Source organism: Viscerimonas tarda (genome assembly GCF_054601255.1).
Map to the genome: position 1 here is coordinate 169770 of NZ_BAAHWV010000001.1, position 14294 is coordinate 184063.

Annotated in this window: 12 protein-coding genes; 5 read left to right on the forward strand and 7 right to left on the reverse strand. The window is 41.1% G+C overall.

Going from position 1 to position 14294, the window contains the following annotated elements; all coding sequences use genetic code 11:
• Nucleotides 1-16: 16 nt before the first annotated feature.
• The gene (locus ACYPWY_RS00775) at nt 17-1759 is read right to left on the reverse strand and encodes a DNA polymerase III subunit gamma/tau (RefSeq protein WP_459683372.1); all 1743 of its coding nucleotides are present in this window, start codon (nt 1757-1759) and stop codon (nt 17-19) included.
• A 231-nt stretch (nt 1760-1990) separates the two neighbouring features.
• On the opposite strand from ACYPWY_RS00775, the gene ACYPWY_RS00780 reads away from it, so the two are divergent.
• Nucleotides 1991-3046 (forward strand): HsdM family class I SAM-dependent methyltransferase, encoded by a 1056-nt coding sequence (locus ACYPWY_RS00780; protein ID WP_459683374.1) that lies wholly within the window; start codon nt 1991-1993, stop codon nt 3044-3046.
• A complete protein-coding gene (locus ACYPWY_RS00785) occupies nt 3018-3863 on the forward strand; it encodes a hypothetical protein (protein ID WP_459683375.1) in 846 nt (281 codons plus the stop codon). The genes ACYPWY_RS00780 and ACYPWY_RS00785 overlap by 29 nt, the downstream gene beginning before the upstream one ends.
• On the opposite strand, the gene ACYPWY_RS00790 is transcribed toward ACYPWY_RS00785, so the two are convergent.
• Together ACYPWY_RS00790 and ACYPWY_RS00795 are read right to left on the reverse strand one after the other, a co-directional pair.
• Nucleotides 3827-4531: a hypothetical protein gene (locus ACYPWY_RS00790; protein WP_459683377.1), complete on the reverse strand. Its 705-nt coding sequence runs from the start codon at nt 4529-4531 to the stop codon at nt 3827-3829. The two genes, ACYPWY_RS00785 and ACYPWY_RS00790, sit on opposite strands and share 37 nt — an antisense overlap.
• Nucleotides 4532-4629: 98 nt before the next feature.
• The gene (locus tag ACYPWY_RS00795; protein WP_459683379.1) at nt 4630-4869 is read right to left on the reverse strand and encodes a helix-turn-helix domain-containing protein; all 240 of its coding nucleotides are present in this window, start codon (nt 4867-4869) and stop codon (nt 4630-4632) included.
• Nucleotides 4870-5075: 206 nt separating this feature from the next.
• Here ACYPWY_RS00795 and priA point away from each other — a divergent pair, with 206 nt between their 5' ends.
• The 3 genes from priA to ACYPWY_RS00810 all read left to right on the forward strand — a co-directional run bounded on the left by priA (nt 5076) and on the right by ACYPWY_RS00810 (nt 8364).
• Nucleotides 5076-7529 carry a replication restart helicase PriA gene (gene priA, locus ACYPWY_RS00800; RefSeq protein ID WP_459683381.1) on the forward strand — a complete coding sequence of 818 codons (2454 nt, stop codon included), beginning with the start codon at nt 5076-5078 and terminating at the stop codon, nt 7527-7529.
• A 470-nt stretch (nt 7530-7999) separates the two neighbouring features.
• On the forward strand, nt 8000-8137 hold the full coding sequence (locus ACYPWY_RS00805; protein WP_459683383.1) for a hypothetical protein: 138 nt from the start codon (nt 8000-8002) through the stop codon (nt 8135-8137).
• A complete protein-coding gene (locus tag ACYPWY_RS00810) occupies nt 8137-8364 on the forward strand; it encodes a hypothetical protein (RefSeq protein WP_459683384.1) in 228 nt (75 codons plus the stop codon). The genes ACYPWY_RS00805 and ACYPWY_RS00810 overlap by 1 nt, the downstream gene beginning before the upstream one ends.
• A 46-nt stretch (nt 8365-8410) precedes the next feature.
• Here the strand turns inward: ACYPWY_RS00810 and ACYPWY_RS00815 are convergent, their stop codons facing one another.
• The 4 genes from ACYPWY_RS00815 to ACYPWY_RS00830 all read right to left on the reverse strand — a co-directional run bounded on the left by ACYPWY_RS00815 (nt 8411) and on the right by ACYPWY_RS00830 (nt 14294).
• On the reverse strand, nt 8411-9142 hold the full coding sequence (locus ACYPWY_RS00815; RefSeq protein ID WP_459683386.1) for a Fic family protein: 732 nt from the start codon (nt 9140-9142) through the stop codon (nt 8411-8413).
• An 81-nt stretch (nt 9143-9223) separates the two neighbouring features.
• Nucleotides 9224-9928, reverse strand: a complete 705-nt coding sequence (locus tag ACYPWY_RS00820) for an HNH endonuclease family protein (protein WP_459683388.1) — start codon at nt 9926-9928, stop codon at nt 9224-9226.
• A 13-nt stretch (nt 9929-9941) separates the two neighbouring features.
• Entirely contained in the window at nt 9942-11192 is a 1251-nt protein-coding gene (locus tag ACYPWY_RS00825; RefSeq protein WP_459683389.1) for an AAA family ATPase, read from the reverse strand.
• 114 nt (nt 11193-11306) lie between these two features.
• A complete protein-coding gene (locus tag ACYPWY_RS00830; protein WP_459683391.1) occupies nt 11307-14294 on the reverse strand; it encodes a glycoside hydrolase family 3 N-terminal domain-containing protein in 2988 nt (995 codons plus the stop codon).

Below are 14294 nucleotides of genomic sequence, written 5' to 3' on the forward strand. Positions count from 1 at the left end.
CGGCAAACGCTCTATTTTATGTGATTTCCAGCCCAAATTCGTCCTGTAGCCGGAGAATGTTCTTATTTTGTTCGACCATCAGGTTGAATTTGTCGCGCGGTGTGTAGGCGAGCTTCTTCTCGTTGTCCTCCGACAGGCGTATTTTCATCTGGATGGAGGAATTTCTTAGTTTGCTCCTCAGTTCGGCCTGTATCTTGTGGCTGAAATCGGTTAGCTTTTGCTCCTGCACCTGATTGTTGACCACTACCTCAAACGTTTGGTTATCAATAAGATTTGGCAGACAGTTCAGCATGGTGTTCCGCAGGTGCTGGTCTTCTCCCACCAAGTCCGATTCGGCAAACGACTTCCATCCGTTGATCAGGTCTAAAGGGGTAAACCGTTCCGACTCTACGGCTGTATTATCCTTTGTTTCAGTTTTTTGCACTTCTTCTTTCTCTTGCGTCATCGCCGAGATGGAGACCCCTAAATTGCTGATAGACGGCGGAGCAAGGGCGCTTTTGGGAGTTTCTTTTGCTACCGTATTTTGTACAGGCCTTTCGGGCGTTGCCGGTTGGCGTTGCTGGGGCTGCGGCGTTTGTGGCTGGGGGGCGACCGGCGATTGTGTTGGCGATTGGGGAACAATCGGATTAATCAGGGAGTTTTTTTTTTCGTCGGCTACATTCGGATTTGTAGTCAGCTGGCACAATTTTATCACCGTTAAATCCGATAATAAGCGTTTATTCCGGCTTTGTCGATAATTCAAATCGCAATCGTTGACAATCTCTATGGCTTTGTACAGCAAGTCGTTGCTGCATTTTTGCGCCATCTCGATGTAGCGGGAACGAATGGAGGCGCCTACCTCGAACAAGGCCGCCGTTTGAGGGTCTTTGCACAACAGCAAGTCCCTGAAATGCGAGGCGATGCCGGTAATAATGTTGTGCCCATCAAAGCCGCGATTGAGAATATCGTTCAATATAAGGAGGGCTTCAACTACATTTCCGTTCAGTACTGCATCGGTCAGCTTGAAATAATATTCGTAATCAAGCACATTCAGGTTGTCGATAACAGCCTTGTAGGTTACATTTCCACCCGTGAAGCTCACCACCTGATCGAATATCGAGAGTGCATCACGCATCCCGCCATCGGCTTTTTGCGCAATAACATTCAATGCTTCAGGCTCCGCTTTCACTCCTTCCTGCTCGGCCACATATTGCAAATGTTCCACTATGTCCGAAATGCTTATCCGGCTAAAATCGTAAATCTGGCAACGCGATAAAATGGTTGGCAGGATTTTATGTTTCTCCGTTGTGGCCAGAATAAAGACCGCATGATGAGGCGGTTCCTCCAAAGTTTTAAGAAACGCATTGAAGGCCGCAGACGACAACATGTGCACCTCGTCGATAATATACACCTTGTATTTACCTATCTGCGGCGGTATCCGCACTTGGTCGATCAGCGAGCGGATGTCATCCACCGAATTGTTGGAAGCGGCATCCAGCTCGTGTATGTTGAACGAGCGTTGTTCGTTAAAAGCCGTACACGATTCACATGCATTGCAGGCATCACCGGTAGCAGTAGGATTCAGGCAATTGATGGTTTTGGCAAAAATACGGGCACAAGTCGTCTTTCCAACCCCACGCGGACCGCAAAACAAGTAAGCATGTGCCAATTTGTTAGAAGCAATCGCATTCTTCAAAGTGGTAGTCAACGCCCTTTGCCCAACTACCGACTGAAAAGTAGAAGGACGGTATTTTCGTGCCGAAACAATGTAATTATCCATGTAGAACTCCTATAATTATCCTTGCAAAGGTACGAAATTTTTTATATGATACGATAATTTTGAGGATGGGAATAAGGGGGAGATTGTTATGAAGCGTATAAGCAAACTTATTTATTGCATTGCTATTGAAAATAATTGTTTTATCTTTATGGCTCTACCCTAGTTTGCCTGATGAGAACTTGTTCATTTGAATAAAAATTCATATCCTTGTTGCTTATAGTAGTCAATAAAATGAATAGCGGATTATTAAATGAACTGATTAAAACTCAAGACCTCAGTATTCTTGAGAAGCATTTGTTATATTCATTTTTAGACAAAAAACGATTAAACCACCAAAGATCTCTCATATTGGCTGAGTATTTCGAGGGCTTTAATTTGGACAACAAATTATATTTGGATGTCCAAATATTGGGAATAGAAACGCTTAAGTCGCTTGAAAATCATTTAGAATTAATCATCCCGACTAACGATCGAAAACAAAACGGAGCTTTCTTTACACCCGACTACATCGTAGATTTTATTATTAACGAAGTAAAACCGCAAGACAATCACAAAAACTTAGATCCAAGTTGTGGTTGTGGTGCATTTCAAATAGGATTGGTCGATTATTATAAAAAAACGGGGAAAAGCATCCGAAAAACTATTCAGGAAAATATCTACGGCTCTGACATTCTTGTATATAATATTTATCGAACTAAATTGTTATTGACAATTTTTGCTTTGCAACATGACGAAATTTTGGAAGAATCAGATTTTAATCTATACCATCAAGACAGTTTGAAAGCAAAATGGAATACTCAATTTGACAATATTGTGGGTAATCCGCCGTATGTTAAATTTCAAGATTTGTCAAATGAAAGCCGCACTTATTTAGCTAAAAATTGGGAAACAGTAGAAAGAGGATCATTTAATTTATATTTTGCTTTTTTTGAACTGGGGTATAAATTACTGAGTCCGAATGGTAAATTAGGCTATATTACACCAAACAACTTTTTCACTTCATTATCTGGAGAATCTATTCGTAAATATTTCCAGCAAAAAAAATGCGTTTCACGAATTATTGATTTTAGCCACAAAAAGGTATTTGATGCTCAAACTTATACTGCAATCACTTTTCTGACTAAACAAGAGAATGAAGCAATAGCATTTGACAGAATTAAAGATAACTATACACCAAAAGATTTCTTGTCAATTGCCAACGGTTCTCCCAATTACCTAAGAGACCTAAATGCAAGGAAATGGCGTCTGTTGAAGAAAGATGAACAAAAAAAATATTCAAATCATTGAAACTATTGGGACACCAATTGGCAAATTATTTGATATTTGTGTTGGTATTGCGACACTAAAAGACGAAGTATTCTTTGTGGACAGCGGTAAGAATAAAAAGGATTGCTATCTAAAATTTACCGAAAAAGGAGCTTTTGAAATAGAAAAAGAAATTACAAAATCTGTTTACAAAATTTCGGATTTCAAAACACAAGAAGAAATTGGACACAATGGAAGAAAAATTATTTTCCCTTATATTATAAAGGGTGGTATTGCAACCCCCATTCCTGAAAAGGAGTTTGAAGAACGGTACCCGAAATGCTATGCTTATTTGTTAAGCGAGAAAGAGGCTCTACTGTTAAGAGATAAGGGGAAAGTTAATTTTGACCCATTTTACGTATGGGGAAGAACGCAAGGATTGACTAGAAGAGGAAAGAAAATTTTAAATCCCACATTCAGCCAAACACCACGATTCTTACTTGTGGAAGATGAGACAGCCTACTTTACAAATGGATATGGCTTTTATTTTCGTGAACAAGAGTATGGGAATTCTCTATTTTCGGAAGACATCAATCCAATAACGAAGATTGAAAATATTGATGTCGTTCAAAAATTTTTGAACTCTGTTTTGATGCACTATTATGTGAGCAAAACAAGCGTCGCTATCGAAGGTGGTTATCCTTGTTATCAGAAAAATTTTATCGAAAGATTTACTATTCCGGAGTTTAAAAAAACAGAAATAGATGAACTTCGTTCATTAAATAAAAAGCAAGAGATAGATGAATTCTTAACGATGAAATATCATGTGAATTTACCTGTTCCAAATCTACTGGTATAAATGCTCAATAAATCTGAGGCAAATGTAGGAAAGCTCAGATTTTCAATAGAAGCCCGAGAGCCCATTGGTAATAAGCCATCTTTGCGTAATTCATCATCTGTATTGTAAATTTTTGGAGTTCTCGCACTAAAGTCAACTATTAACAAACAGACTCTTTCATATTTATAAAAGTCTTTTGCTTCATCAATTCTTTCATTAATTGCGCTAAAAGAAAGCAAGTATTTTTCAATATGTTTGTCAATGCCTTTTATACTTCTGTATTCAACTTTCTTATTTTTTGAAGCTTTACTTTCATATTCTTTAACTGGTATCATATATAGTTCACCCAATACCATTTTTGGACAACGAAGATGTAAATTTAATGCTTCTGCAAAAGTACGCTCATAAAGCGTATCAAAATTTTTAGCAGCGCTACTTAGTTGACTCCTAACATTGATTGAAAGAATATGTTTTGTGTACTCTATGCCATATTTATCAGAATACCCATTTAATAAACCATCGTACGTTAGCTCCTCTTTAATGGGGACAAGATGGTTTGGAATAATACAAATATCTTGATCTTTGGTTTTCAAAACACCTGATAGTTTAAGCTCTCCCGCCGAATTTCCTAATGGAGGTCGAACAAGAGTTTCATTTACTCCTAAACGAATAAACTCAGATTTTACCACTTCATGGAGTAATTTGATAGGTTCCTGACTTCTTATTAAATTATTCTTTTCTGTATTACCTCCCTTATGAATACTGGATTCAAATTAGAGGTTTAACTCTATTTACTGCCTGTTGCATTGTTTTCAAATTCATTGTCATTAAAAAATTCTTTTACAGTTACATTCAACGCAGTTGCTATTTTTTCAATATTGACAATCGAAACATTACGTTGACCATTTTCAATGCTTGCAATATAACTTCTATCCAAATCGGCAGTATATGCCAAATCCTTTTGCGACATGGCTGATATTTCTCGCAATTCTTTGATTCGTTGACCTATTTTTTGCTTTACATCCATTTCACAAAGGTCTGCATTTGTTGATTATAAATCAAAGACTATGAGTAACATCCGTTTGTTTTTTCTAAAAATGATAATTGAAAACTTCATTAAGGGTAAATATCATTCCATATAATTTCAATTTTCTGCTTCCCCTCAACTTTCCCCCTCAACCCTTTCCCCTCAACCTAAAAATAACTACCTTTGACAGTAGAATTTAAAGAAAGATGCTGTTTGTTGATGTTATAGTGCCTCTTCCGATTGACCGGCTGTTTACTTATTCGGTTTCTGGCGATAACCGGCGGGTGCGGGTTGGTTGCCGGGTGATTGTGCAGTTTGGCGGCAGGAAATATTATACGGCGATTGTTGCTCGCTTGCGCGAGGAACCGGAGGCGCAGGATAACATCAAGGAGGTGGTTTCGGTGTTGGACGAGCATCCTATTGTTCTGCCTGCACAGCTGAAGTTCTGGGAATGGATGGCCTCTTATTATATGAGTAGCATGGGCGATGTGTATAAAGCGGCGCTTCCATCGGCCTTGAAACTCGAAAGTGAGACCTACCTCCTGAGGGATGAATCGTATCAGGGTGAACAATCCCTGACCCCTGCCGAGCAACGCATTTTTTACGCTCTTTCCGAAACGCAAGCGATGAAAATAGCGGAATTGGAGACTAAGTTGAAGATAAAGAATGTGATTCCCCCCATCAAATCGCTGGCCGATAAAAAAGCGATTCGCCTGGTTGAAAGCCTCAAAGACGATTATTCTTCCAAGACCGGAACGGCAATCTGCCTGTCCAAAGATTTTCAGGACAAAGAACTTCATTTGCTCCTCGATAGCCTTGGACGGGCTAAAAAGCAACAGAAATTGTTGTCCGATTTCTTGGCGTTGAGGGAAGAATCGAGGCTGGGCTTCCAATTTTCGATTCCTAAAAAAGAACTGCTGGAAAAAGCCAATGCTTTGGCTAACCCATTGAATGAACTGATAAGCAAGGGAATACTGACAGTCGTGAACTATGATGTTAGCCGCTTCAATTATGGGGACGCCAACCTCAGCAAGCTCAATACGCTGAATGCATTTCAGGAGGAGGCTTACAAGGAAATATACCTGTCCTTTGAAAAATATCCGGTAAGCCTGCTCCATGGTGTTACATCGAGCGGAAAAACCGAGATTTACATCCGTCTGATTCAGGATGCAATAAGCGCCGGAAAACAGGTTTTGTACCTTTTGCCCGAAATAGCGCTGACCACACAAATAACCGAACGCTTAAAGGCGGTTTTCGGGAACAAACTCCTCGTTTATCATTCAAAATTCAGCGATAACGAGCGTGCGGAGGTGTGGAATACCCTGTTGCAGCAAGGGGAGGGGAAAGTTGTGTTGGGCGCCCGGTCGGCCATATTCCTGCCATTCAATAACTTGGGACTGATTATCGTTGATGAGGAACACGAGAGTTCGTACAAGCAACAAGACCCTGCCCCCAGATACAATGCCCGAAATGCGGCGATTGTCCTTGCCAACATCCATCAGTCCAAGGTGTTACTGGGAACCGCTACCCCTGCCATCGAAACATACTACAATGCACTGTCGGGAAAATATGGATTGGTAAGGCTCACGAAAAGACACGACAACATCGAACTGCCCCGCATTTTGCCGGTGAACACCAAGGAGTTGAAGCGGACAAAGCAAATGAAGTACCTGCTTTCCCCTCCCTTGATTTCGGAAATAACAGCGGCTTTGTCCCGAAAGGAGCAGGTTATCCTTTTCCAAAACAGGCGTGGATTTGCCCCGCTTTTAGAATGTAAGGTCTGTTCGTGGACGCCTGTCTGCGAGCATTGCGATGTTAGTCTCACCTACCACAAGGGGCAAGGGATAATGGTTTGCCATTATTGTGGAGCGGTTTATAAAGTCCCGACAGAATGCCCCAATTGCGAAACCGCCACCCTCGAAGTGTTGGGCTATGGCACCGAACGGATAGAGGAAGAAGTGAAAGCCTTGTTCCCCGAAGCCTCGGTCGCCCGAATGGACTTGGACACCACCCGCGGCAAAAGAGCCTATGCAAAAATTATTTCGGGACTTGAAAACAGGGAAACCGATATATTGATAGGCACGCAAATGGTCTCAAAAGGCTTGGATTTTGATAACGTGAGCATTGTCGGGATACTGAACGCCGACAGTTCGCTGAACTATCCCGATTTCAGAGCGCATGAAAAGACTTTTCAGTTGATGACCCAGGTCAGTGGGCGTTCGGGGCGGAAAAACAAGCAAGGTTTGGTTATCCTGCAAACGGCTCATCCCGCTCACCCCATCATCAACTACATTGTGCAGAACGATTACACCGGCTTGTACGAATTGCAGATTGAGGAGCGAAAACTGTTCCGTTACCCACCTTTCTACCGCCTAATTTCCATCATCCTGAAAGGCAGGGACGAACAGCTACTGGATTCAGCCGCCAAGCAATTTGCCGATTCGTTAAAAACCTCCTTCGGCGATAGGACGCTAGGCCCGGTAAAGCCCCCCGTTTCACGCATCCAATCCCTATACATCCGCCATATATTACTCAAAATAGAGAACCGCACCTCTCCCCCCAAAATAAGGGAAGTCATCCGGTTCCACAAACAGCAAGTATTTGAAAATCAATCAAACAAGTCGATTCTTGTTTATTTTGATGTTGATCCACTCAGTTAAGTTTCAAGTTTCGGGTTCAAAGTTCAATCGTTCAATTGTCATTGCGGGCTCCGACCCGCAATCTCCTCGCAAGAGTTCGGGTTCAAAGTAGAGACGTGGCGTGCCACGTCTGTATTCCGCGTATTATCGTAGGGGCGAAATATCTTTCGCCCGTTGCCGCGAATATGTCATTTTGAAAATGGTAATTTTGATATCCATAAGCTAAGGCTGAAAGCCTTTGATACCCCAGCCCAACGCAACGCGTTGGGGAAATAGCCAATACAATTTCGCGCCCTGAAAGGGGCAATATACCACTATGCTGGGCTTACAGCCCGATCATGGATGTCCGACCTTGACCCAAGGCGTTGCCATTGGGCTGGGTTATCAAAGGCTTTCAGCCTTAGCCTTACGAACGAACCTAGAAGTTGTGCAACTTGTCTTTATGATATTTTTTCATACCTTTACAGTTCTGACATTCAATAATTGAATTTATGAAAAAGACGATACTTTTTTTATTCCTGTCTTGCTGCTTGTTTAGCGCATGTAAATCCGAAGATGATGATGCAACTGTACTGAGTGAATACATGCATAATTTTGACGAATTTGACAGGGAAGCAGTATCAATATAATGAAAGGTTCGGGAGGCTATACTATATCGTCTTCCGACGAATCGGTAGTTAAAGTAAAAGAAGTAATACCCTATCCCAAGACCATGAGTATGTATCATGACATGGTAACAGTACTTCTTCAGGTATCGAAAGTAGGGAAAGCTACGATCACAGTCTCCGATAGCGAGCATTTGACCGCAGTTGTTGATATTACGGTAACAGGTCCTACCTTTCCTTGGTCTATCTGAGGTTCCACCCTGGTTCGGCGTAGTTTATAACCGTCGCCGGGTCTATTTATCCCTTCAACAAATCAGGATAAAAATACCTCACCCACTCGGTATATAAATCTTGTGCCGCAAGACAGGTATCGAGCAAATATTGCCGCACCCGGTCAAATTCTTTTAGGCCACGATAATAAAACTGCTTATAGTTGTCGTCGATAATGAATGGAACAAGGTTATTTTTCAAGCACTCACGAAACATCAACAAGCGACCAACCCTGCCGTTACCGTCTTGAAAAGGATGGATTTTCTCGAAACGATAATGGTATCCTACTATATTTTCAAATGTAATTTCAGCGTGAGAGTTATACCAATCGGTGAGTTCGGTTATTTCCCTCTCTACATTTTGGGGCAATGTTGTTTCGATACCGCTTACTTCGTTCGGGAGCTTTTTCCAATCGCCAACTTTAAACCACGGTTTTGAAGCATCCGAAGTGCCTGTTTTTATAATTCGGTGAAACGTTTTTATCAAGTCATCTGAAAATGGCATATCAATCGTATCTATCAGATAATCAAAAGCGACAAAGTGATTTGAAGTTTCAATAATATCGTCAACCGGCACAGCTTCCTCGTCTTTGAAGCCAATGGTGCGGGTTTCAAAAATGTAGCGAGTTTGTTCTTCGGTAAGTTTGCTGCCTTCTATCCGGTTTGAATTGTACGCCAGATTGACCTGCGTTTTGTGATACAAACCGCCCTTTCTTTTGGCCTGTTTTTCCTCTGTGAGGTATATTTTTAAGCTATCCATTTTTGTCCATTATTTTCATTTCATCGCATTATAAATCTCCTCCTGAATGCGTGTGCGGAGAATGGCAGTAAGATATTTGTTTTACTTCTTTTGCTTCATATAATATAAAAGCATATCAACAAATCTATATTTATAAGGTTTTTGATTAAATACCTGCATTTTTGCTTGCACTTGTTGTTTGGTCAATTTTGTTAGCATTGTTAATAATGCTGTTAGGTCCTTTTTCCGTTCTTCTACCAAACTACTTTGGTTCAGATTAAGAATTTTGATTGCTCTTAAAACTTCTTTTTGTTTAAAAGTCAAAAGAGTTTTATTTCTTTCAAATTCATCTATTGTATTATAAATGCCTTGGGGTATAATATCTCCTAAAGAATTGTATTTAAAGTGCGTATTGCAATCTACACATTTAATAAACTCATAAATAACTTCATCATGCTTTGCTTCTCCACAATGCTGTTGATTCTTCTTCATTCCTTTTGAATAATTACAACAAGCATACAGATTAAAATAGTCAGTTTGACGGTCTTCTTTAGGATTATTTTTACCCTTTTCGGGAAAAAGATGTTCATTATGGCTGCCTTCTTTATTATCTCCTTGAAAATGGCTAATTTTTTGCTGGCAATAACAACAAATACCTCCTTGTTCTTCTCTTAATATGTCATTCAATAATGGTTTATTATCAAAATCGATGTAAGATAGTTTTTGTCCCTTTTTTTTTCGTAACTTATTCCAATCATTTAATAGGGTAAAGGCTGGTGAATTAATATTTTTACTGATATATCTCACTGTGATTCATGCATTAAAAGAAACTTAACATCATATCCGCACGCTGTAACTCGGAATGGTCTGTGCCTAATAAAGATTCCAACTCATCTCTTAAAGATAGGGCTGTTTTATTTTCCCCCTCACCACCTTCGATCAACAAAAAATAACTATTTAGTTTCTCTTTGAGCTGAGCATCCATTTCGCTTGTCCCCATTTCAATTAGAATAGAATTGGCATCTTTGCCATACTGAATCGGGAAACTATAAACTTGTTGGTCTGAAATACAGAAAATCTCTCCTTCTTTTAATGAGCCGATAACTAAAGGTGCATGTGTTGTAACAATAAACTGCAATGATGGGAATGCTGTTCTTAAATCATTTACAATTTTCTTTTGCCATTCGGGATGTAGATGTAAATCTATTTCATCAATTAATACAAGTCCATTTGTTTGAGCTGCTGCGTTGTCTTTCAAATGAGGATTTAATAAATAACAACGAAATGCTAATTCCATTACCATAGCCAATACACTGCGCACTCCATCGGAAAGCATACGATAAGGGATTAATTCATCATTAGTCAGCTGAATTGTAAGTTCGTCTTTTCTAACATCATGGTATATTCTTTTACAATCTTCAACACAAACTTTAACAGCATTATTGACAGCGGATAACAATATAGATGTTTTACTATGTTGTAACTCCCACAATGTTTCGGTCTTATAAATATTTAAAAAGAACCATATATTGGTTGATGAATCTAAGGTATTATAATAACCTCTCAGGCGACTTCCATCAGCTTCTAAGCCTGTATTCTTTTTTTCTTTCTTGTATCTATCTGTTGAATAATATGCAATCAAAGGGATTGTCTTTTCTTCACTATTACGTATAATTGATTGAATTTCTTTAGATACGGCTTTTATATCTCTTGGATTATCGTATCGAGTATTTCCTCCATATCGTTCGACAAAACGACTCCAAATTATCTCTTGTATTGAGTTTGGGTTTAAATAATCTTCAACTTTAATAGATGTATTTATTCGAACTTCATATTGCATTTCTCCATTATGCAACCTTACATCATCATCGGTTATGTTAGGACTATATATCTTATTCTCAATTTTATCCAATTCACTAAATAGAGAGCCTATAGCAATACGAATTGCTTCAAGTATTGCTGTTTTCCCAGTCCCGTTAATACCCAACAAGATATTGAAAGATGGATGAAAATTAATATCCAACTCTTCAAAACAACGAAAATTAGATAAGTGTATATTGTTCAATATCATAATAAAATTTAACCGATTAAATTAGAACCAATTTCATATATAACTAAGAAATACAAAGATAGAATAATTTTGAGGATACGCCATTTTTTATTATATTAGGATGTATTTTAGTTCTCACTTTTTCATCGCATTATAAATCTCCTCCTGAATGCGTGTGCGGATATTCAGCGACATCAGGTTTTTGTGCAGGCGGCTGTCATATACCCTGTTCGACAGGAAGATGTAGATGAGCTTGTTGTCGGGGTCTATCCAGAAGCAGGTGCCGGTGAATCCGGTGTGGCCGTAGGTGGCGACCGGTGTTTGGGGGCTGCAGGGGCTTAATTTATTGTTCCTTGCATCGGGTTTGTCGAAGCCTAAGCCGCGGCGGCTGGCGGCGCTTTTGGAGGTGGTAAACAGGCGGCAGGTTTCTTTGCTCAGATACCTTTCGTCGCCGTATTCGCCTTTATTCAACCACATCTGATACAGCTTGGCCAGGTCGTTGGCATTGGAGAAAAGTCCGGCATTGCCTCCTATTCCTCCCATAAAGGCGGCTCCTTCGTCGTGTACATAGCCTTGGAGCAATTGTTTGCGCAGAAAATCGTCTTTTTCGGTAGGTGCGATCCGGCTTTTATCGAATTGTTTTAAAGGGTTGAAGGTGGTAGTGATCGCTCCCAATTTTTCGTAGAAATTAGTCTGGAGGAAAGTATTCAAATCGGTTTCGCTGATATGTTCGGCGACTTCCTTCAACAGAATAAAGTTCAGGCAACTATACAGGTAGCTTTTCTTAGGACGCAATCTGGCATCTGCTATCATTTGTATGATGGTATCTTTATAGGCCTTGTTCGCATACAAATTCCCGGCTACCTGAAGTGTGAATCCGGGTTTAGGCGTGTAGGAAATCAAATCGGTTTTGAATCTGTAATCTGTCCGTCCCCAGGTATTTTCGTCGAGTTGCACGGTGTAGGCGCCGGAGGGCAGATTGCTGTACAGCCTCCCCAGATAGCTGTCTTTATCTATTGCCGGCAAATAATAGGGGAGGAATGCGGGCAGCCCCGTCTCGTGCAATAGCGCTTCCTTTATGCTGAGGGTTTCTTTGTTGGTATGTTTTAGCTCCGGCACAAACTTGCTCAGGGCATTTTGAAGCGTGATCTTTTTTTCGTCATACAGCTTCATGATGGCCGGAAGAGTTGCCGATGCCTTTGTCATGGAGGCTATATCGTATATGTCGGCGTTTGTAACCGGACGGCTGTTGTTGTATTCAAAATGGCCGAATGAGCGATTGTAAATAACTACGCCGTCTTTAGCAACAAGCACCTGACAGCCGGGGAAAGCCTGAGCTGCTATGCCCTCATTTACAATACTTTCGATGTCGTTTAATTTATACGACTGCATACCCACATCTTCGGGCAAGCCGTAGGAGAGCCTTGTTTTTTCGGTTTCGTGTCCGTTTCCCTCTTTAAAAAGGCGCTTCACGCTCACCGGCAGCTTCCCATTGATGGTATTTCCGCCAAAGAGGGCTTGTGCGGCATATTCCTGTGCATAATCGGTGTTTTCGTAAGCCATGACTACCGCGTCTGCATCCTTGATTATACTGCTATAACCCGATAATTTATACGGTGTTGAGAAGAATACCAATAGGCTCTTCCGTTCTCCAATCGCATTTTTTATGGCTTGCGCATTGTAGGATTTATTGCTGTGGACGGAAACGATTAGCGTATTGAATCCGGTCAAATCGCTTTGTATTTTTGTCAGGGAGCTGGCATCCTCCACATTGAAACAGGTAACATTGCCATACAAGTTCAAGGTTTCGTGGAAAGGATTTTTGTCTGAAGCGCCGATGGATATGGCCGCTATTTTCTTCTTCTCGAGGTGTTTTACCGGAATGGTGTGTTCTTCGTTTTTCAGCAAAGTAATGGCCTTTTCGTTCATTTTACGCGCCAGCCAGTCGGCATACGAGGTATTCAGCTTTTTGTCGAGGGTTGCTACATCCACCGCTTCGGTTTTATGTACGCCCAATATGTATTTATAGGACAATAACTTCTTGCATTTTTCTTCCAGCATGGTCATAAAAGCCGGATTAGTGAGGGCAGCCGTTTTAATCGCATCAAACTCTTTCACCGGATCAATAGGCCCAACCAGCATATCGTTGCCTGCCGAAAGGGCTTTTACGCTCATATTGGCTTCGTTTGAAACGCCTTTCATGGTGAGGCCATCGGTAAAGATGAGGCCGGTAAATCCGAGTTCGTGCTGAAGCAAATCGGTTATCACCGCTTTCGACAACGAACTGGGCGCGCCGGACTTATCCAGTTCGGGAACATTCAGATGTGCAATCATCATCCCCGACAAACCGGCATGGATGTATTCCTTAAACGGAGGCAGTTCAAAGCTGTTGAGCCTGCCTTTATCGTGTTTAACCAGGGGCAAAACGTGGTGAGAGTCTGTTGAGGTATCGCCATGCCCGGGGAAATGCTTGGCAACCGACATCACGCCTCCCGCTTCCAAGCCTTTCGCGTACAGAATCCCCAGCTTGGCAACCCTCTCGGGACTTTCGCCATACGAGCGGATACCAATCACCGGATTGTCGGGATTGCTGTTCACATCCATATCGGGCGCAAAATTCACGTGGATACCCATCACCCGGCATTGGCGGGCAACTTCCAAGCCGTAATAATAAATCAACGAATCGTCTTCTATGGCTCCCAACATCATGTTTTTGGGGAAACGGGTCGTATTTTCCAGGCGCATCGACAATCCCCATTCTCCATCAATGGCAATCATCAACGGAACTTTTGTAGCTTGCTGACAGGCATTGGTCAGTTCGGCCTGTTCGGGCGGAGTTCCCTTCAGGAAAATGATGCCGCCGATGGATTGATTGTTGACATAATCGATCAGTTTTTGCTTGTTTGCTTCTTCGCCGGTGGTGATAGCCATTATAACCTGCCCCACCTTTTGGTCGATAGTCATTTGGCTGAAAACAGAATCCACCCACTGATTCATCTTCGCTTTATCGGCGTTTTTAAAAATATCGGGTTCGATAGGTTTAGTATCGGACTGGGTGTTACTGCTTATAAAAAGCGAAACGAGCAGGATTGCAATAACAAATAACGATCTTCTTATGTTCAT